The following is a 20,472-nucleotide window of genomic DNA, read 5'->3' on the forward strand; positions in this document are numbered from 1 at the left end:
AAACGCTCCTTGCTTCATAAAACAACAATAAGGAAATAAAGGGAAGAAAATGACAAGAATCGCTATCAACGGATTTGGCCGTATCGGTCGTCTAGTTTTCCGTTCCGGGATCAAAGACCCAAATTTAGAATTCGTAGCAATCAACGACCTAGTAACTCCTGATAATCTAGGATATCTTTTAAAATACGACTCTACTCACGGACGTTTCAACGGTACTGTAGAACACACAGACAAAGAATTGATCGTAGATGGTAAAAAGGTTCTTTGCGTTTCCGAAAGAGACCCTGAAAAACTTCCATGGAAAGATCTGAAAGTTGACTACGTGATCGAATCTACAGGTCTTTTCACTGACAGAGTCGGAGCTGAAAAACACCTGAAAGCAGGTGCGAAAAAGGTAGTGATCTCTGCTCCTGCAAAAGACAAAGACATCCCTACTTTCGTAATGGGAGTGAATCACGAGAAATACAATCCTGGTGCGGATCATGTTGTTTCCAATGCTTCCTGCACTACAAACTGCTTGGCTCCAATCACTAAAGTGGTTCTAGACAATTTTGGGATCGAAGAAGGTTTGATGACCACGATCCACGCAACTACTTCCACTCAACCTACTGTAGACGGTCCTTCTAAAAAAGACTGGAGAGGCGGTAGAGGTGCTATGCAAAACATTATCCCTGCTTCTACCGGTGCTGCAAAAGCGGTCGGTCTTTGTATTCCTGAAGTAAACGGAAAACTAACCGGTATGTCTTTCAGAGTTCCGGTCCCGGACGTTTCCGTTGTGGACTTAACCGTTAAAACTGTAAAAGAAACTAGCCTGAAAGAAATTTCTGCAAAAATGAAAGAAGCTTCCGAAGGTGCGATGAAAGGTATTTTAGGATACACTGACGAGATGGTTGTTTCCAACGATTTCTTAAGTTCTACTCTTTCTTCTATCTTTGACGCGGATGCTTGTATCGAGTTAAACTCTAAATTTTTCAAATTGGTTTCTTGGTATGATAACGAGATGGGTTACTCCAACAGAGTGTTGGACCTAGTTCGTTACATGGCGAAAAAAGGTTAATCGATGCAATTACCCAGACTCGAAAACGAGGATGTCAAGGGGAAACGTGTTTTCTTGAGGGTCGATTTTAACGTCCCTCTGGATAACGGTAAAGTTTCCGACAAGACTAGAATTGAAAAAACTCTTCCTACAATAGAATTATTGGTAAAAAAGGGAGCCCGAGTGGTGATCGCAAGCCATTTGGGCCGCCCAAAAGGAAAACCGGATCCTCAATATTCTATGGAACCGGTTTACGAAGTTTTTAAAGGTTTAGTAAAAACTTCCGTCAACTTTTCGAAAGATGTGATCGGTGAGAACGCGGTTAAACTTTCCAAAGAGCTGAAAGACGGTGAGATCCTAGTCCTTGAAAATTTACGCTTTCATAAAGAAGAAGAAGAGAATGCTCCCGCTTTCAGCAAAAGCCTGGCTGCACTTGCGGATGTTTATGTAAACGACGCATTCGGTGCTGCTCATAGGGCTCACGCTTCTACGGAAGGGATTGCACATCTTCTTCCTTCATTTGCAGGTCTTTTGATGTATAAGGAGATTACCGAACTTTCTTCCTTACTTTCTCGTCCTGCAAAACCTTTCGTTGCGATTATTGGCGGGTCCAAAGTTTCTTCTAAGATCAGTGTGATCAAAAACCTGATCGAAAAAGTGGATCATATCCTGATCGGCGGAGGAATGGCTTATACATTCTTGAAATCCAGAGCGATCCCTGTTGGAAATTCTCTGATAGAAAAAGATTTCGAAGTGGAAGCTTTCCAGCTGATTGAAAGAGCAGGAGTCGCGGGTGTGGATTTCCAATTACCTGTGGACCATGTGATCGGAGATAAATTCTCTGCAGATGCCAAAACCAAAACAGTGGACAAAATGGGAATTTTGGACGGCTGGATGGGAATGGATATCGGTCCTAAGACGATTGCAAATTACGAAAAGGTAATTAAAAATGCTGCGACCATCGTGTGGAATGGCCCTATGGGAGTTTTCGAATTTGATAAATTCGCTCCTGGCACCATGGCGATCGCGAAAGCTGTTTCTAAATCCAAAGCAAGAACCGTAGTGGGCGGAGGAGATTCCATCGCTGCGATCAATAAGGCTAAGGTAGAAGATAAGATCACCCACGTTTCCACTGGAGGAGGAGCTTCCTTGGAATTCTTAGAAGGGAAAAAACTTCCCGGAGTGGTCGCTCTTCTAAAATAAAGATCTAAAACGAATCATAAGGAAATACATATGCGCCCTAAAATTATCGCTGGTAACTGGAAAATGAATCTTTCCGAAAAGGAGGCACTTGCTCTTGCAATCGGTCTTAAGGAAAAATCCTCTTCTCTTCCCGATGATAAAAAGGCGGTAGTATTTCCTTCTTCTATTCATCTTGCTGCAGTTTCTAGAATTTTAGAAAATTCCAAAATTGCAGTGGGAGCTCAAAACATCTACCCTGCTCCTTTGACTGCGATGACAGGAGAAACAGGACCGGATCAACTTTCTGAACTCGGGATCAAATTCGCTCTCGTAGGTCACTCTGAAAGAAGGCAATTTCTTGCCGAGTCCAGTAGCTTCTGTAATCAAAAGATCTCTTATCTTGCGAAGAACGGTTTTACTGCAGTGTATTGTGTGGGCGAAACTCTAGCGGAAAGAGAAGCAGGTAAAACTTTCGAAGTTTTAGGAAAACAGATCCAAGAAGGACTCGGTTCTATCCAAAGTGATCTATTCCCTCGTATCTGGGTAGCCTACGAACCAGTTTGGGCGATCGGAACAGGAAAAGTTGCAACTCCGGCCCAGGCTCAAGAGGCTCATGCATTCCTTAGAAAAGAGATCTCAGGACTTTTCCAAGAAGGCAAAACGATCTCTGATTCTATCCCAATCCTATACGGTGGTTCCGTCAAAGCCGATAACGTGAAGGAACTCCTATCCCAAGCGGATATAGATGGTGGACTTGTGGGTGGTGCAAGTCAGAAGCTAGACAGCTTCCTTGCTCTTTTCAAATAGAACTGTAAAAGAAGTCGATCCTTTGAAATCCCGAAACGGCTTGTCAGCCTAGGCCCAAACCGTAATTTGGACTTATAGAGCGATTTACTTCGCTAAAATAGAATTTTACCCTCTAGGAATTCGACTCAAATGGGCTTTATTACCGGAACCATCCTTGTTCTTTTCGTTTTCGTCAGTCTTTTTCTGATCCTTCTTGTTATGATCCAAACCGGTAAAGGTGGAATGGGAGGAGTTTTAGGCGGAGGTGCAAGCCAATCCGTTTTCGGTTCCTCTACTGCGGATGTTTTGACTAAAGCAACTAGAGTTGCAGGACTTCTTTTTTTAGCTCTGTCTCTGATTCTTTCTTTCCTTTTTGCTAAGAGTAGTGGATACAATACCACTCCAACATCTGAGCTTACTCCTCCTCCAGCTGTAGAAGGAACTCAGAGTGGCAACCAAGGAGGGACAAATGCACCAGAAACCGCACCGGTTACTGCACCTACGGAAGGACAACAACCTAAACCTTAATCCTTCTTCCTATATCCTAAAGGCGGCACAAAAGACCGCCTTTGTCTCTCTTCTTTCCTTTCTAATCATTCTTCCTACCCAAGCCCAGAATCAGGATGCGACAAAATCCCAGAACAGTTCTTCGGGGATCCTGAACCAAAGGATCTTAAAAGCTTATGAAAGTTTAAGTGTGGCCAGAGAACTTTTGAAATTCGAAAGAATGGAAGCTTTGCCGATCGGGACTCTTGTTACTTGGGTTGGAAATTTCCCGAATCGAAAAGGAGTTCGGATCACTAAGTTTTCCGTAACTCCTTCCTCTACTCCGGGTGGGATAGCAAAAGCGGAAGAGAAGTCCATTCTCCTGGAATTCAACGGATCCACTCTATCTAAAGTTGTTTCCGAGATCAAAACTGCAAATTATACCTCCGAAGACAATATTGTGATCCGTATGACCGACAATACCCCCTTGGATAATAACGTAGATGATCTTGTGATCTATGCGGATCGGAACGGTAAGGAAGCGGAATATCCTCTCAACTACCTACCTGATGAGGGGGTAAACAGGGATAGATCGGAATTTAAGAAGGAATTTTATCTAAAACTGATTGAGGATTTTTTTGTTCATGTTCTAAGGCTTCAAGAAATGCAGTCTCAACATTCTTCCAAAAATCAAAAAAAATTACTGCAAAGTTATAAAGAATCCCTAGAATACTAATCCGGATGTCATCCCTAATGGAAAACCTCCACGAAAGAGCGGAGGAACTCCAGGCAATTCTCGACGGAATCACGGAGCCACTAGTCTTAATCGACTCGGGCTTCAGGGTTCGTCGTGTGAATAAGGCCACTTTGGAGTTCTCTGCCGAACCTGACTTTTCTTCTATCTTAGGAAGAAAATGTTATGAGGTTCTGTACAATCGCTCCGGGGTTTGCCCTTACTGCCCGATGAGGGATCATCATGAAGACGAATCCGATTTTGATGCCCAATTCGAAGGAAAGGGAGAAGTCGGCCGCGAGATCTTCCATGTTGCGAACGATCAAAAAGAAACTTTGTATCTGGATTTTTTCCCGATCCGCAAAGACGGAAGTATAGTTTCTGTCGTAGAAAAAATAAGTAATATTACTCGTATCAAAGAAAAAGAAGAAGAGAATCTTCGTATCCGTAACCTCGCCTCCTTAGGTATTTTTATTTCCGGTGTCGCTCATGAGCTGAACAATCCTCTCACAGGTATGAGCCTGACTCTCCAAAATCTGATGAATAATCTCTCCAGCATGGACCCGAATTTTTTCAGAAAAAGATTGGAGATGATCAAAGAAGATCTTACCCGTGCTGCAATGATCGTATTGGATGTAATCAGTTTTGCAAAACCTGATAAACTAGTTACTACAAATGCGGATATTCATGAAACCATCATGAAAGCAAAGGACTCCGTAACCTGGGTGTATCCTGTTCTTTCCAAAAATACTGAATGGGAAATTTTAAGCGAACCAGGGATGACCTTCCAATTCAATCCCGTAAAGATGGAAAGATTGTTTATCAATCTTTTCAAAAACTCTTTGCAAGCGTACGATTACGGCGAAGGTAAGATCCGGGTAGAAGTCAGACGTACTCGTAATATGATGCATATTTTCGTGGAAGATACAGCAGGTGGAATTCCGGAAGATATGTTGGATAAAATATTCTCTCCTTTCTTTACCAAAAATAAGTCCGGGATCGGAACAGGACTCGGACTTTCTATCTGTCATTCCATTGTCAGGGAGCATTCGGGAGAATTGACCGTGCGCTCTTATGACAGAAAGACCAGATTTAAAATTTCTCTCCCCTTAGTGCAGCCAAAAGGAAATTAAATTGCCCAATCATCGAATTCTAGTCGTAGAAGATATTCATTCCATTCGGGAAGCGGTAAAAGATATTCTTATTCGAGATTATGAAGTATTCGATGCGGAGAATTATGACGAAGCGGTAAAAATACTTTCTCAGGAACATATCGATCTGGTCATCACGGATATCCGTATGCCGGGAAAGTCCGGATTGGATCTGATCAAAACCATCCAAAAGGAATACCCTTCGGTCCAATATTCCTTAATGACTGCATACAATATCAACGACTACATCAATTTCGCCCACCAACATGATGTATGGAATATCATTCCGAAATATTCATTCTTGGACATCAACCTGATCACTGTGATGGTCAAAAAACTTTTGTACAAAGATATATTCGGGGTAGAAAAATACTTCGGTCCTGATTTTCAAATTTTAGAAGAATCCGGAGACGGTTTCTTAGTTCCTCCGGAGAATGGGATCGTTTTTCGTAAGATCAGTTCCGACAAGGACAGAAATTATATCTGTAACCGAATCGGTGCATTCTTGATCGAAAAAGGTGCTCCAAACGCAGTGCAACAGATCTTAGAAGAGCTCACTTCCAATGCGATGATCCGCGCCCCAAGAGATTCGAAAGGAAATTCAAAATATCAGTATGAACTTCCTTCTAGAGATCTACTTGTTCCTTTAGAACATATACAACTTGCAGAAACGGATTATTTCGAGATCGGTTATGGGATCGCTGAAAATTCCTATATCGTTGTGGTCCGAGATCATTTCGGTTCTTTGAATAAAAAAGAGATCTTAAAACGTTTGGACAGACATATCACTGTGGAAAGTCCTTCTGGCCTTCCGGCTGGTCTTGCGGATTCTCATGGTAGAGGTCTATATATCTGTAGAGAGATATCTGATCAGCTCATATTCAATATAGAAAAGGATACTCGAACCGAGATCATCGCTCTCATGGACAAACAAACCAATAAGGGTTATAAGTCTTTGTCGATTTATGAAGTTTAATTTTTTCTCACGGAGCTCACAGAGAGCACGGAGTTTTTTAATAACCGAAGAGCGGTTCCTGAGTGATTTTAGCGAAGCTAAAATTGTATCGCACGCAAAGCGTCACGAAGTTAGGAACGATAACGCTGAAAACTTTTTCTTGATACGTTCCCTCGATACGATCCTCACTTTTGCTCGGATCACTCGGGAACCTAATGCTTAATTTTTACCTCAGTGTCCTCCATGAACTCTGCGCGAACTCTACCGTTCTAACTCACGATAGAGAACGATGTCGTTGTTCCCTTCTAGGAAAGCTTCTCCCTTGCGGCCGGAAGAATAGAATCGAAACGGTTTTTCTGCGGTTCTAATCTTGTCTTCTTTTAGGATATAACCTTCTTCGTCTAAGAAAAATAGAGTTCCTTCCAATTCTCCTACATACCAAGTTCCGGAATGAAATACCGTTTGGTAAACGGATCCTGATTTGGACCGATTCTTCTCAAATAAAACTTTTCCTGAATCCGAATATAATACCAATTTATCGGAGAAACCTGCAAGAACTCCCCCATTGTCGGATACAGCAAGATTCACCTTGTAAGGGATCACTCTTCCTAAATTCCATTCTTCGGATTCCGAACCGTCTCCGTCATAAACTCGGATAAAGTCCCGGTTATTTTTTAAGAAATGAACTGCGATCTTCTGTCCATTAGAAGAGATAGAAACACTTTTTGCAAATACAGGTTCTTTCTCTCCTAGTTTCGTTTCGAAAAGTTTTTCTCCCTTTCCATCTAAAACGAATAACTCTCCACCTGAAAAAATAACTGCAGTTTCTCCGCCAGAAATCCCTTTAGGCGCAAAAGAGATATCCGTCAAAAATCTTCCGTCCAGTTTTTTTGTTCCGACAGAATTTCCATTTATATCGGATATCAAGATCTGATTATTATCCCCGGATAGAAAAAGTACCAGATTTCCGTCCGGATGGATCCTTGGATAACTTTTGTATTCCTTCGTCCAAAGAAGTTCTCCTGCTTCGGAAAAAAAATCCACAGCATTACCTATCTTCTTATAAGATAAATATCCCTTTGTTCTAAGAGAATATTCGATCCTTGTTTGATCGTCGGAGGGTAAAGACTCTCCGCTCGGAATACGAATATAAGAAGTTTTCGTTTTATATCCGTTCAGGATTTTTTCCGGATCAAAATCGCTACGAGGATCCGGAAAACTTGCAATTTTAGATTCTTTATTCCAATACCAAGTTTTCTGTACTGTCCTTGCAGACTCGTATGGATTTCCTAAAAAATAATAAAACCCGAGAAAGAATATAAAGCTTAGGCCCAAAATTCGAGAGATCATGCAAGTTTCCTCAATCGATTATACATTATATACAAAGAAGTCGCCGCGACTACTTCCCTGAAAAGATCCCGCTTAAACGGAAGAAAAAGCTCCTTCACTTCCGTTTTTTGGCCTTTGATATGAGTTCCGATAAAGACGGTTCCAACTTTCTTTGTAGGAGTTCCTCCGCCAGGTCCTGCAATCCCAGTGATGCTGATCGCAAGATCAGTACCGAGAAGCTTTGCTCCATTATCCGCCATTTCAGTCGCAGTCTCTATACTTACTGCACCGTGAGCTTCTAAGGTTTCCTTTTTAACGCCCACGATATTTTCTTTGATCAAATTGGAATAACTGACCACTGATCCCAAAAAGTATTCTGAAGAACCGGCGCGATCCGTAAGTATTTTTGCAGCGAGACCGCCAGTACAACTTTCAATCGTTCCGATGGTAAGTTTTTTCTCAGAGAGAAGTTTCGGAAAATCTTCGAATAGATCTCCTGTGCATAGTCCCGTATATTTTTCTTTGGTCTTTTGAATTAATTCGTCTACGACACTCTTATCTTCCGATTGGTATGTGACTCGTATATACCCTTTCTTAGCCGCGACTCCCCAGACTGCTTTTCCGTTCTTTAAAACATCAAGATTGATTATGAATTCTTGTTGGAACAAAGACTCGCTCATTCCCCAGATCAATAGAAAATCGGAATACAACTCTCCTGCATGGAATTGTTTTCGGATCAGAGGAACTAATTCCTCTTTAAACATAGAAGTCATTTCTTTCGGAACTCCAGGCATACAGGCGAGGTAGGCTCCTTGTTGGAGTTCCGACCAAAAACCTGGAGCGATCCCTGTAGAATTATTTAAAGCGGTGGATTTGGAAGGAATAGATACTTGGCGAAGAGCTGTAGTCAAAGCTTCTTCGAAACCTTTTCCTCTCAATCTATACAATGCCTGTAAACGATCATGTGCCTTTTCATTCAGGATCGGTGTGGAAGAAGTAAGTTCGCATACAACTTCCAAGGTATAATCGTCTTCCGTGGGCCCAAGCCCTCCGGTCATCACGAGTAAAACCGGATGTTCCGCACTTGCATTCGAACTTAAACTTTTTAATTCGTCTCGGATCAGTTTAGGATCATCGGGTAAAACCACGAATCTTTCCACAGAATATCCAAGACCGAATAATTCGTTCGCGATCCAGGAAGAATTCGTATCCTGACTTCTTCCTGCGGTGAGCTCTGAACCTGTGGAAATTACAGTTACCCTAGGAGAATTCATTCTTCTTTCTCCAATCTTTCCGGAGCAGAAACTCCTAGTAATCCAAGTCCTTGAGAAAGAACGATCTGAACTGCTTGGCAGATCCTTGCAAGGCCCAGTCTCGTATTCTCTTCGGAATCTTTCAGTCGATTGTTCTTAGCGATATAAAATTGCGTAAATGCTCTCGCCAAATTCTGAAGATAATTCGCGATCCGATGAGGCTCTAACGTAGCAGCCGCATCCAAAACTTCTTCCGGAAAACGAGAGATCCAGAAAAGAAGTCTTTTTCGTTCTTCTGTCATCTCTAGGTTTTCCAGAGCTTTCGCATCCGAAGAAGTCCCTACTTCTCTGAATATTGAACAAACTCTTGCGTGAGCATATTGAAGATAGAATACAGGGTTCTTATCCGATTCATCCTTTGCTAGATCCAAATCAAAATCTAATGGAGAATCCAAAGAACGCATCGTGAAAAAATAACGAGCAACGTCTTTTGCATGTTTTCCAAGATAGCCCAGAAGATCTTCCATCGTTTGGAATTCTCCTGCACGTTTACTCATTTTCATTTTCTGGCCGGCCATTAGAAGATTAACCTGTTGAGCAATCACTACTTGGAAATTCTCTTTAGGATATCCTAATGCTTGGACTGCACCCGCAAGTCTTGCGATATATCCGTGATGATCCGGGCCCCAGATATCTATGATCTTCTCATATCCTCTGGAAATTTTATCGTTATGATAGGCGATATCAGCAAGAAGGTATGTAGGACGTCCATCATCTCGGACCACTACTCTATTCTTATCATCTCCGTAATCTTCCGATTTAAAGACTTGTTTACCGTCTTCGCTAAAAACTTTCCCGGATTTTTTTAGATCTTCCAAAACACCTAAAACTTTTCCGGAATCATGCAATGTGGTTTCCGAAAAAAATCTGTCGAAAGTTATTCCGAATAGATCCAGATCCTTTCTTTGCCAAACTAGATTTGATTGGACAGTCCACTTGGAACATTTTTCCGCAAGAGCTGAATATTCTTTTTTATCTAAATGGGCCTTGATCTCTTTTTCAGTATGGCGATCTTCTAATAATTGTTTTGCGATTACTTTTAAATAATCCCCACGATATCCTTCCGCAGGGATCACGTTCCCGGAAAGTAGATCTTCTATCTTTCTTCCGTCTTCTGCATCTTCTTGGATGGAAGAAGTCTCTCCTAAAATTTCCCGAATACGGACCATAGTGGAAACACCGAGCAGGAATACTTGGTTCCCGTAATCGTTTACGTAAAATTCCTTATCTACGGAATGTCCGACTGCTTTTAGCAAGTTTGCAAAAGCTTCACCGGTTGCCGCGGCTCTCGCAGATACTATATTGAGTGGACCCGTGGGGTTCGCGCTTACGAATTCTAAGTTTACTTTTTTAGGATTTTCTAATTTAGGAAATACGTCCTTTTTCTGAATATTGGATTCTAAAAAGCGAATCAAATAAGAAGGAGAGATCCTGAAATTTACGAAGCCGGGAGGGGTAAAATCCACCTTTTCAAAAAGTTCGGTTTTTGCCTGCAAATACCTGACTAGAAGGCCTGCAGATTCTATAGGCTTTTTACCCAAGAGTTTTGCATTTTCTAAAGCAAATGAAGTGGAATAATCTCCGAATGATTCTTCTCTAGAATATTCTATCCTGATTTTTAGATCGGCAAAAGGAGCATTCGGAGCTTCCTTTTCGCAGTATGATTTAACTCCGTCTTTCAGGGCTTCTAAAACGATTTGTTTAAGAGTATCCGTTTCTTTCATTCTAGTCTAAAGATATTTCCTATTTTTTAGGGGAATGATCGTCCCAATCCGGAAACAATCTTTTGTCACGGATCAGGTTCCAACTTTTATCCAAGGCCCCTAAGACCAGATTTTTCTCCCTTAGGATACATTCAAGATATTGGCAATTCCTGGAATTATCAGCGAATACAGGGCGAGCCGGGACATCCTTCTTTCCCCATCTTTCTTGTAGGATAACCAAAAAGACCAGGCCGAAAAGATAGATCAAAAGAAAGCTGGTTTTAAAAACTTTATCCAAGATTTTCCCCTAAGGATTCGTATAACATCGGTTCCGACTTCAAACGTTTTCCAAGAAGCGGTTTTAAGGCCCGGTTGCTCAAGCTATCCGCCTCCTTTAGAAGTTCAAGGGAAATCTTTTTGTCTTTTAGGTCTCTGTAACGAAGAGCAAGACAATCTTGGACAAAAAGTACAAGGCCATATTTATCCGGTTTTGGAGTTCCGCAATCCCCGCAGACGATCTCGAAATGTGTTTCGTCCAAACTACAGGCTTCGATTTCTGAGAGGCTTTTACCGCAGCTAGCACATTCTATCTCTTTGGATAAAAATCCACCCACGTATAAAAGTTTCAGTTTGAAAAATGGAAGGAACACAGGCTTATAATCGTCTTCGTCCAATTCTTTTAATGCGCCCAAAAGAAGTTTATATTCCTGGGGATGAGCTCCCCCCTCCGTCAAAAAAGCGGATACAAGTTCGACTAAATAAGATACAAGAACTGTGCCTGCATATCCAGTCTTAGCCTTATCGAATCTTCGAACAAGGCCGATCTCTTTTACGTTATAAGTATCTCTTCCTTGAGTAAAATAATAATCTAATACGGTTAAGGATCCTGGCTCGACTGCAGCAATCGGTCTTGTTTTACTTTTTTTAATCCCTTTTACTCTAAAACTTCCTACCTCTCCTTCTTCAGGTAAAAGTCGGAGGAAAGCGTCACCTTCTGCGAGGATCCTACTCTCCATTACGATCCCGGTCGTTTTTTTTAAGGCCCCAGGACTAGATCCAGACATAGATCCTCCTTCTCCTTCATTAGAGCCTCGTCTTCTTCCCCACGTTCATGATCGTAACCGATCAAATGTAAAAAACCGTGCACGAATAGTCTAAAAAATTCATCTTCTTCACTATGACCGATCGTTTTTGCTTGGGCCTTACAAGTGTCCCAGGATATCACGATCTCTCCCAAACTTAAGATAGGTCCGAAGGATTTTTTTTTGGTGGGGGGAAGCTCCCAAGGAATCAGATCAAAACTGAGAGGAAAGGAGAGAACGTCTGTAGAATAATCCTTACTTCTACGGACACGATTCAGTTCCCGGATGGAATCATCATCCACGAGCAATAGAGAAAGATCTGTTTGTATATTAGGAAAAGCGAATTGACTTAGAATTTTCCAGCGACTTTCCAACTCAGACTCCGAGAGCCATGTAGGAAGATCTTCCGGCTCGAAGTCCGAGGAAAAATTGAACAACTTTAGCCGCTCTTATGGGCGTGTTTGCCCAAAATATTTCTGTTTTTTTCCTCTAACGCCTTTGTGTCTTCCGGCTTAGGATATTTCGGTCTAGAGTGAAGACTGGAGAGAAGTACTTCTTTAAAGGAAGATTTTACGACTTCCAAGTCTCCGAGAGTGAGACCGCATTCATCCAATTGGTTTTCGGCTAATTTGCTTGTTACAATTTTAGAGATCAGAATATCCAAAGATTCATGCGTAACTTCCTCTAAGGATCTACTCGCAGCTTCCAAACTATCTGCGATCATAACGATTGCAGTTTCCTTTCTCTGAGGTTTAGGTCCCGGATATTGGAAGTCGGCTTTTTTCAACTTCTTCTTTTGGGAAGGAGAAAGTTCCGCAAGTGCCTTATGATAAAAGAAAGCCATGGTAGAAGTTCCATGATGTTCCGGAATAAAATCGATCACTTCTCTTGGAAGTCTCGCCTTCTTAGCCATCTCGATCCCATCCAAAACATGATCGATTACGATCTTAGCAGCCTTGGCCGGGTTATTCTTATCGATATTTTCCTTTTTAGGAATCAAGTGCTGGTTCTCTACAAAGAATCCTGCGTTCGGGATCTTTCCTATATCATGGAAATATACCCCTACTCTCGTAAGAAGCCAATCTAATTCTAAATTCTGTGCCGCTCTCTCAGACATTGCAGCAACCAGGAAAGTATGAGTGTAGGTAGAAGGAGCCTTAGTCAAAAGTTCCTGGAGCAATGGATGACCCGTATCTGCAAGTTCCATCAATTTAAATCTAGTTGGGATATTAAATACATATTCGTAGATAGGAAGAAGCAACTGGGTCAAAGTGGAACATACGAACCCATTCACTAAACATAATAAATACAATTTGAATATATTTGACTCCCAAAGGTCTCTCAAATGAGAACCGGAAGGAACAGCCACCCAATAATTCCTGGAATCGAATAGATAACCGGAGGAAGAGATCAGTATCTGGACCAAGGCCATATAGAAGCCTGCCTTGATAAAATCGATCCTCTTTCTCATTTTTCTGCCGTAAGTTGCAGCAACCACCGTCATAACGAATGCAAGAATGAAGGAAGTAGGATTATATCTGGACGCCGCAAAAACGAAGAAGGACAAGAAAAATCCGATCGCTATCGATAACTGCTCATCATAGATCATGGACAGGATGAGACAGACCATTCCGGTCGGGATCACCAATGCAAAATAGAAAACGGAATCGTAACTGTTCTCAAAACTGAAAAATGCTTTAGACGCAAGATAGGTCCAAAGAACCAAAGACCAGATCAAAGTAAATACGATCACGTTACTGGAAACGTCGTTCAAACGTTTCGGATTGTATTTCTTCAGGAATGCATAAACAATAATTACAAAAATGGATTGGATTAGAAGGATCGAAATGATAGAGGCGATATTCGCGCGAGTTGCATACCGATTTACGATCAGCATTTTTTGGTAAATATCTGGAGTAATGATCTCTCCAGCTTTTACAATCGTTTCACCCGCATTGATCCTACTATTGACAGGTTCCGTCCTGTCCATCACTGCCTGTTTCTGGTTTTTGGTCTCTTCCGCGTTATAAGTACATGCAGGATTAGAATACACATAAGTGAGAGAAAGTTTTTGGATCACAGAAAGAAGTTGAGGATCTGTGGCTTGCAATTTTTCCGAAGCAAGTCTGTTTAAAATTTCTACTGTGGAATTGTCCCTGTATAAAAATGTTCTAGGAACAACAAGAGCCCCTTCGGAAGAAGAAATCTGTTCCTTATTCCCGCTTGCACCTGAATTTCGGATCCTTGCCTCTGCAGAACGGATCGCGGCATAGTCGGCCGGCTGATCCCTTAAAATACAAAAATTAGAAAAAATTAAATTACTATATTGTTGGACTAGATCCCTTACCCTGGATTTACCGGGAGTTTTCAGTAAGAGGTCCAATTCCTCTTTGGATCTATTTTTCCATCTAGGAACTGTAGCAAGCAGTTCGGCAGAAGTTTTCGCCTCTCCCGTTGTTTTGGGAGCCCTATAATTCTCCATATCTTCCTGAATGGCAGGGCGGATTACATCGGTTAAGATCCTATAATCACGATCAAAGAAATTCGGAGCGGATTGATATGCTTTGAGTTTTTTTGCTTTAGTCTTCTCTTCGTCTTCGTAAACGATATCTTTGGTGGAAACTACTTTATCTAAGGCGTTCTTTCCTTCGGAATAAGGACCGTCCTGAGAAAGATCGATTTTATCCTGACCAAAAAATGGGATCGCAAGCATCCAAGTCACTATGATCAAAGTGATCGCAGTTAGTATAACTTGGAATTTTCGGACGAAAGAGATCGGACGGATCTTGGTCAAGGTATCCGTGATCCAAGCCATTCCTCTTTCTAAAAACGATCCCAACGGAAACATTACAATTCCTCGAATTTCCTCACGATAGTTTCCACTAATGGATGTCTCGTGATATCTTCCTTCCCGAAGAAAACCTGTCCGATCCCTTCGGTTTGTCTGAATAAGTTTACCACACGATCGAAACCTGATCTACCATGTTCCAAGTCTATCTGGGTGACGTCTCCAGAGATACACATCCTGGAGTTTCGCCCCAAACGGGTCATAATCATCTTAAGCTGGGCGAGTGTACAGTTTTGAGCCTCGTCCAAAATGATAAAACTTTTGGATAGAGTCCTTCCTCTCATGAAAGCGACAGGAGCGATCTCAATTTTAGTAAGAGCTATATATTCCTGGGTTTTTTCAAAACCTATACATTCGTTCAATGCGTCGTAAACTGGGCGAAGATACGGATCCACTTTTTGGTTCAGGTCCCCGGGTAAAAATCCAAGATTTTCTCCAGCTTCTACCGCAGGGCGAGTAAGAACGATCTTATCCACGATCCCATTCTGCAGGAATCTGCAAGCCATAGCAACTGAGAGAAAAGTTTTTCCAGTTCCGGCAGGGCCGATCCCGAAAGTAATCAGATTATTTAAGAAAGATTGAATATACTTTTCCTGGTTTTTGGTCCTGGAATAAAGATGTTTTCCCTTATAAGTCGTAAGGATCTTTTCATTCGGCTTGAAAGGTTCGTCTTCAGACTTCCTTTCTTCCTTCTTTCTTTCTTTAGTGGCTTGTTTAAGAAGATATCCGAAATCGAAGGAGTCGGTAAAATCCCTGTCCGGCCTATCTCTGTAGTTGGTTTCCAATAAATGGAAAAAATCCAAAGCGAAATCCACTTTTTCAGGATTTCCTTCCACTTGGAAACCGTTCCCTCTCGGGATAAGATCGATCTCCAATTGTTTTTCCAAATTTCGGACGCCCGTATCGTTGATCCCGCAGATCTTACGATACAGGTCTTGGTTTTCGAAAGTAAACTGTTCTTTCCTGATACGATTAAACCTTTATCAATCTAAGCTTCAATTCCTGGAGCTGCTTTTCTTCCACTTCAGACGGACATTCACTCATCAAACAAACACCTTTCTGTGTTTTTGGGAAAGCGATCACATCTCGGATCGATCTTCCACCTGTCATGAGCATCAAGATCCTATCTATTCCGAAAGCAATTCCTCCATGAGGAGGAGCTCCGTATTCCAAGGCCTCCAAAAGGAAGCCGAACTTTTCTTTTGCTTCCTCTGGTCCGATCCCCAAAGTGGAGAAGACCCGAGTCTGCACATCTTTCGAATGGATACGAATGGAACCTCCACCGATCTCCACTCCGTTCAGCACCAGATCGTAGGCCTTAGCGAGAGCATTTCCAGCTTCTTTTTGGAGTCTTTCTTCGGATGAAAAAATTTCCAAACTAGAATCTCCCGGAGAAGTAAACGGATGGTGTAAGGAATCCCAGCGTTTGCTGTCCTTATTCCACTCGAACATCGGAAAGTCTACGATCCAGGAAATATGAAAGCTTCCTTCCGCAGGTTTGTCAAATCTTTCCGAGAGTTTCAAACGAAGAGCGCCTAAAGAATGATTTACGATTTCTCTCTCATCTGCTCCGAAAAAGACCATGTCTCCTTCTTTCGAGCCGACTAAGCTTGCAATTTTAGAAAGAGCTTCCGGAGTAAATCTTTTTGTAATAGTAGACTCTAAACCTTCTGCCCCATGTTTCATATAGGCAAGGCCTTTAGCCTTATAATCCCTATTTAACCAAGCAGTCAGATCTTCGATCTCCTTTCTGGAGATCACGGAACCGCCGGGAACACAAACAGCCTTGACTACTCCACCGTTTGTGACTGCTCCTGAGAAAACTTGGAACTCGCTATCTTTTACGATCTCAGAAACATCTACCAGTTTCATTCCGAAACGAAGGTCCGGTTTATCTGAACCGTATTCTTCCATAGCTTGTTTATAAGGCATTCTAGAAAAAGGCCCTTGGAAGTTCAGACCGAATACGTCCTTCATTATGCTCGAGAATAAGCCCTCGATCTCGGAGAGGATCTCTTCTTGGGAAACAAAGGAGAACTCCATGTCGAGCTGAGTGAACTCAGGCTGTCTATCCGCTCTCAGGTCTTCATCTCTGAAACATTTTACGATCTGGAAGTATCTCTCCATTCCGCCAACCATCAGAATTTGTTTAAATATCTGAGGAGATTGTGGAAGAGCGTAAAAGGAATTCGGGTTTAGGCGAGAAGGAACCAAAAAGTCCCTTGCACCTTCCGGAGTGGACTTATTCAGAATAGGAGTTTCGATCTCTACGAATTTGCGAGAATTCAAATAATTGCGGATCGCGAATACGAACTCGTGACGTTTTAACATTCTATTCTTGAGTTCGTCCCTTCTGAAATCCAGGTATCTGTATTTCAAACGATTCTCTTCCGAGATCTCTTCGAACTCATCCAAGGAGAATGGAGGAGTTTTTGCCTGGTTCAAAATGACCAGATTATCTGCGACAAGCTCTATTGTCCCAGTCTTCATCTTAGGATTAATACTATCCGAGTCGCGTTTTTTCAGTTTTCCCTGAATAGCAATCACGTATTCGGAGCGGATCTTTTCCGCTAGGGAGAACGCTTCTCCTAGAATTTCTTTGCGTAGAACGATCTGCAAGATCCCGGTCCTATCGCGAAGGTCCACGAAGATCACCCCGCCTTGGTCTCGGAATCGGAAAGACCAACCGAATAATGTAAGAGTTTTACCTTCTTGGGCTTCGGTAATCTCTCCGGCCCAGGCTCTAGTTCTATAACCTTCTAAAATCCAATCTTCCAAAGAATCCAGTTCCTTATTTTATTATATGAGTGCTCGTCCCAGTTCGGTTAACACCCGAATAAGACTTCTATTACGAAATTCGGTCTTTCCGAATCTACACGTTATCAAATCTGGAAAGTTCAGGTCGGAAGGCAAGTGGAAAAGAACCCGTAGGCCCGGACCTGTTTTTGGCGATGATGATTTCCGCCATTCCCTTCATCCTAGGATCTTCTTCCTCGTCTTTCCCCTTCTCTCCCCGATAGATGAATGTAACAATATCCGCGTCCTGCTCGATCGCTCCGGACTCTCTTAAGTCCGCAAGTTGAGGTCTTTGGTCCTTGGACCGTTGTTCGATGGATCGGTTCATCTGAGAAAGAGCGATGACAGGACATTTTGCTTCCTTCGCCATCTGCTTGAGAGCCCTTGAAATGGAAGAAACCTCTTGTTGTCTTCCCCCGTCCCTATTCTTTGGATCGTTCATGAGCTGGAGATAATCCACGATGATCAGTCCCAAAGTTTCATTGGTAAGAAGTTTACGAACTCTTCCTTTAAAATCGTCCACACTTAGCGCACCGGAATCATCTATATAAATGGGAGAAGAAGTTACTTTGATAATTGCATCTATGAGCTTAGGCGCATCCGATTTAGTCACTTCGGAACGTTTTAGTTTATTCGATTCTACCTGAGCGTAGGAACAAACCAGTTTTAGTAGGAGCTCCATCCTACTCATCTCTAAGGAGAAAATGACCACAGGACGATTATGGATAAGCGCAACATTCGAGGCGATATTCAGAGCAAGTGTCGTTTTTCCGTTTCCTGGACGAGCCGCAAGGACCATCATCTCATACTCTTTCAAGCCGGAAGTCATCTCATCGAACTGAGTAAAATTCGTTCGAAGGCCCTTGATCTGGCCTCTACTTTCCATGATCTCTTTGATATACTCGGAAAGTGCAGCCTTATCCCCGGCAACAGGCAAAAGTCCTTTTACATCCGCAGATCTGGAAACTTCGGTTAAACTCTGCTCGATCTGATTGAATACGGACTCATTCTCGCCCGGTTCTTTCTGGATCAGGTCCAGAGCATTCATTAATAATTTAGAATATCTTCTTCTTTCTGAAAGGCGTTTGATCCTTTCCGCATAATATCCGAGTGGATGGGAAACTACTGAATCCTTGTATAAAGAATAGATGTACTCGTATTCTTTTTCGGGATCCTTCAGTAATGAATTCTCTTTTAGATAATTCAAAACCGAAACAGGATCTACTGCGATCCTTTTGTCCACAAGGTCTAAGATCGCCTTGTAAACTCTTCTGTTTGTGTCTTGGTAAAAATCCTCTGGAACGAGGGGGATATCGATTAGATTATCCGCTCCCTTAAGAAGCAGAAATCCGAGAAGAGATTTCTCGGATTCCAGTTCAAATAAGGAGTCGGCTTGCATTTAAAGATCCGGCTTATGCCTCAGCTGAAACGACTTCCTCTTTCTTCACGTTGATAGTGATAGTTGGGAGGATACCTTCGGCAAGGCGAACTTTCAATTTATAGGAACCTAAACTGCGGATCGGCTCAGGGAACTCGATCTTACGTTTGTCTACTTCGAAGCCTGCAGTTTTTAATAATGCTGCAACGTCGGCAGGAGTGACTGCTCCAAAAAGTTTGTCACCGCCTCCGGTTTTAACGGTAATTTCAAATTCTTTACCGTTCAATCCACCGGAAATGGACTCCATATCTTTTTTGCGTTTTTCTTTTTTTAGATCCGCAAGCTTCTTCTGGTGAAGAGCCATTTTAGTCTTACCTTCTGAAGCTCTTACAGCGAGCTTCTGAGGGAAAAGATAATTACGAGCAAATCCGTCTGCGACTTCTTTCAAATCGCCTGCATCACCTAAGTTAGAAACATCTTTTTGTAATATAACTCTCATTAGTTTCTCCTCAGTTTACTTTGAACGGTAGAAGACCGATGCTGCGCGCTTTGCGGATCTCTCTCGCAAGAATTCTTTGATATTTTGCGGAAGTTCCGGTAATTCTTCTTGGAATGATCTTACCACGGTTCGTGATGAATCTTTCCAAAAGTTCGATATTCTTATAATTGATCTGTTTTGCAAGTTCAGGGTCTGCAGTGAAACGGCAAACTTTCTTCTTGTACTTGTTTTGTTTTTTAGGCGGGCGGCCTCCGTCTTGATCTAAAGGCATGCCCTCAGCAGTCATTTCCTGCTTTGTTTCTTCTTGTGTTTCGTTATCTGACATGAGTGTTGTCCTCGTTAAAAAGGTATATCGTCGTCCATTCCGGAACTTCCAGTATCATCTTGTGCAGATGAATAAGAAGAAGATCCGCTGTTTGCGGAAGAGCCGTACTCCCCGCTTCCATTCTCCCTAGCTCCGATCATCTGGAAATTCTCCACGACGATCCTGATCCGGGATGCTTTTTTGCCTTCCATGGTTTCCCAAGTGTCCTGCTTTAGGCGTCCCTCAATAACGAGTTGTTTGCCTTTCTTGCAGTATTGTTGGATGATATCTGCACCCTTTCCCCAAGCTTCGCAGTCGAAAAAATGAGTTTCCTCTTTTTTCTCTCCGCCGGCAACATACGTGCGACCGTTTGCTAGGGAAAAATTCACAAGGGAAGTCCCGTTTACGGTTTTAAATTCCGGATCACGGGTAAGGCGCCCTACTAGGGTCACCCTATTGATATCGTTAGCCATTGAGGCGGACGATCATGGAGCGAAGTAGATTTTGGTTTAAACCAAAGTCCCGCTCTACCTTTTCTAAGGCTGATTGCTCGGCATTCACTTTAAAATGTGTGAATATTCCGTAGTCCTGATGATTGATCGGATGCCAAAGTTTTTTCTGGCCCCAATCTTCCTCTGCGGTCACGCTAATGGAATGCTTTTTGAAGATCTCAAGAACTTCAGTTTTAGCTACTTCCTTCGCGGTTGAACGCGTGATTGTGGTAATCTCGTAGTTTCTCAAAAGTTTCTCCTATGGGAAAATGCCCGTCTACGTGCTTGTGGCGAGCAGAAGAACCGAATTTTTTACTATTTTTGTGCGCTTTGTATAGGGGTCAAGTGGAATGTAATCCAATGAAGAAGCCACCTTGCTCCCTAAATTGGCCGTATCGGC

The 20,472-nt window shown here is 42.3% G+C and carries 21 protein-coding genes; 7 read left to right on the top strand and 14 right to left on the bottom strand.

Annotation, left to right across the window (positions count from 1 at the left end; translation table 11 throughout):
- Nucleotides 1-49: 49 nt before the first annotated feature.
- From gap to EHQ64_RS09710, 7 genes are all read left to right on the top strand, one after another.
- On the top strand, nt 50-1,057 hold the full coding sequence (gene gap / locus EHQ64_RS09680; RefSeq protein ID WP_135649282.1) for a type I glyceraldehyde-3-phosphate dehydrogenase: 1,008 nt from the start codon (nt 50-52) through the stop codon (nt 1,055-1,057).
- 3 nt (nt 1,058-1,060) lie between these two features.
- Nucleotides 1,061-2,239, top strand: coding sequence for a phosphoglycerate kinase (locus EHQ64_RS09685; RefSeq protein WP_135649283.1), 1,179 nt, complete (start codon nt 1,061-1,063; stop codon nt 2,237-2,239).
- Between the two features lie 30 nt (nt 2,240-2,269).
- On the top strand, nt 2,270-3,025 hold the full coding sequence (gene tpiA, locus EHQ64_RS09690; protein ID WP_135649284.1) for a triose-phosphate isomerase: 756 nt from the start codon (nt 2,270-2,272) through the stop codon (nt 3,023-3,025).
- A 129-nt stretch (nt 3,026-3,154) separates the two neighbouring features.
- Nucleotides 3,155-3,532 carry a preprotein translocase subunit SecG gene (secG, locus tag EHQ64_RS09695; protein ID WP_135649285.1) on the top strand — a complete coding sequence of 126 codons (378 nt, stop codon included), beginning with the start codon at nt 3,155-3,157 and terminating at the stop codon, nt 3,530-3,532.
- Nucleotides 3,474-4,226 carry an endostatin-like outer membrane lipoprotein LenA gene (lenA, locus tag EHQ64_RS09700; RefSeq protein ID WP_246048679.1) on the top strand — a complete coding sequence of 251 codons (753 nt, stop codon included), beginning with the start codon at nt 3,474-3,476 and terminating at the stop codon, nt 4,224-4,226. The genes secG and lenA overlap by 59 nt, the downstream gene beginning before the upstream one ends.
- A 5-nt stretch (nt 4,227-4,231) precedes the next feature.
- A complete protein-coding gene (locus tag EHQ64_RS09705; protein WP_135649286.1) occupies nt 4,232-5,356 on the top strand; it encodes an LIC_12097 family sensor histidine kinase in 1,125 nt (374 codons plus the stop codon).
- A gap of 1 nt (nt 5,357) precedes the next feature.
- Nucleotides 5,358-6,350 (top strand): response regulator transcription factor, encoded by a 993-nt coding sequence (locus EHQ64_RS09710; RefSeq protein WP_135649287.1) that lies wholly within the window; start codon nt 5,358-5,360, stop codon nt 6,348-6,350.
- Between the two features lie 240 nt (nt 6,351-6,590).
- Here EHQ64_RS09710 and EHQ64_RS09715 read toward each other — a convergent pair whose 3' ends face one another.
- The 14 genes from EHQ64_RS09715 to rpsF form a co-directional block, all read right to left on the bottom strand.
- The gene (locus EHQ64_RS09715) at nt 6,591-7,679 is read right to left on the bottom strand and encodes a hypothetical protein (protein WP_135649288.1); all 1,089 of its coding nucleotides are present in this window, start codon (nt 7,677-7,679) and stop codon (nt 6,591-6,593) included.
- Nucleotides 7,676-8,932 carry a nicotinamide-nucleotide amidohydrolase family protein gene (locus tag EHQ64_RS09720; protein WP_135649289.1) on the bottom strand — a complete coding sequence of 419 codons (1,257 nt, stop codon included), beginning with the start codon at nt 8,930-8,932 and terminating at the stop codon, nt 7,676-7,678. Before EHQ64_RS09720 ends, EHQ64_RS09715 begins: the two co-directional genes overlap by 4 nt.
- Nucleotides 8,929-10,695: an arginine--tRNA ligase gene (argS, locus tag EHQ64_RS09725; protein WP_135649290.1), complete on the bottom strand. Its 1,767-nt coding sequence runs from the start codon at nt 10,693-10,695 to the stop codon at nt 8,929-8,931. Before argS ends, EHQ64_RS09720 begins: the two co-directional genes overlap by 4 nt.
- Nucleotides 10,696-10,714: 19 nt before the next feature.
- Nucleotides 10,715-10,972, bottom strand: coding sequence for a hypothetical protein (locus EHQ64_RS09730; RefSeq protein WP_135649291.1), 258 nt, complete (start codon nt 10,970-10,972; stop codon nt 10,715-10,717).
- On the bottom strand, nt 10,965-11,738 hold the full coding sequence (recO, locus tag EHQ64_RS09735) for a DNA repair protein RecO (protein WP_135649292.1): 774 nt from the start codon (nt 11,736-11,738) through the stop codon (nt 10,965-10,967). The genes EHQ64_RS09730 and recO overlap by 8 nt, the downstream gene beginning before the upstream one ends.
- The gene (ybeY, locus tag EHQ64_RS09740) at nt 11,711-12,130 is read right to left on the bottom strand and encodes an rRNA maturation RNase YbeY (protein WP_425460413.1); all 420 of its coding nucleotides are present in this window, start codon (nt 12,128-12,130) and stop codon (nt 11,711-11,713) included. Before ybeY ends, recO begins: the two co-directional genes overlap by 28 nt.
- 65 nt (nt 12,131-12,195) lie before the next feature.
- A complete protein-coding gene (locus tag EHQ64_RS09745) occupies nt 12,196-14,604 on the bottom strand; it encodes an HD family phosphohydrolase (RefSeq protein ID WP_135649294.1) in 2,409 nt (802 codons plus the stop codon).
- Nucleotides 14,604-15,572, bottom strand: coding sequence for a PhoH family protein (locus EHQ64_RS09750; protein ID WP_135649295.1), 969 nt, complete (start codon nt 15,570-15,572; stop codon nt 14,604-14,606). Before EHQ64_RS09750 ends, EHQ64_RS09745 begins: the two co-directional genes overlap by 1 nt.
- Nucleotides 15,573-15,576: 4 nt before the next feature.
- Entirely contained in the window at nt 15,577-17,382 is a 1,806-nt protein-coding gene (gene aspS, locus EHQ64_RS09755) for an aspartate--tRNA ligase (RefSeq protein WP_135649296.1), read from the bottom strand.
- A gap of 94 nt (nt 17,383-17,476) precedes the next feature.
- Nucleotides 17,477-18,799, bottom strand: a complete 1,323-nt coding sequence (dnaB, locus tag EHQ64_RS09760) for a replicative DNA helicase (protein ID WP_135649297.1) — start codon at nt 18,797-18,799, stop codon at nt 17,477-17,479.
- A 13-nt stretch (nt 18,800-18,812) separates the two neighbouring features.
- Complete coding sequence (rplI, locus tag EHQ64_RS09765) at nt 18,813-19,277, bottom strand: 50S ribosomal protein L9 (RefSeq protein ID WP_135649298.1); 465 nt, start codon at nt 19,275-19,277, stop codon at nt 18,813-18,815.
- A 10-nt stretch (nt 19,278-19,287) separates the two neighbouring features.
- Nucleotides 19,288-19,602 carry a 30S ribosomal protein S18 gene (gene rpsR / locus EHQ64_RS09770; protein WP_135649299.1) on the bottom strand — a complete coding sequence of 105 codons (315 nt, stop codon included), beginning with the start codon at nt 19,600-19,602 and terminating at the stop codon, nt 19,288-19,290.
- A 14-nt stretch (nt 19,603-19,616) separates the two neighbouring features.
- Nucleotides 19,617-20,054 (bottom strand): single-stranded DNA-binding protein, encoded by a 438-nt coding sequence (locus EHQ64_RS09775; protein ID WP_135649300.1) that lies wholly within the window; start codon nt 20,052-20,054, stop codon nt 19,617-19,619.
- Complete coding sequence (gene rpsF / locus EHQ64_RS09780) at nt 20,047-20,322, bottom strand: 30S ribosomal protein S6 (RefSeq protein ID WP_135649301.1); 276 nt, start codon at nt 20,320-20,322, stop codon at nt 20,047-20,049. The genes EHQ64_RS09775 and rpsF overlap by 8 nt, the downstream gene beginning before the upstream one ends.
- Between the last annotated feature and the right edge of the window lie 150 nt (nt 20,323-20,472).

This window comes from Leptospira sarikeiensis, assembly GCF_004769615.1.
Lineage (GTDB): Bacteria > Spirochaetota > Leptospiria > Leptospirales > Leptospiraceae > Leptospira_B > Leptospira_B sarikeiensis.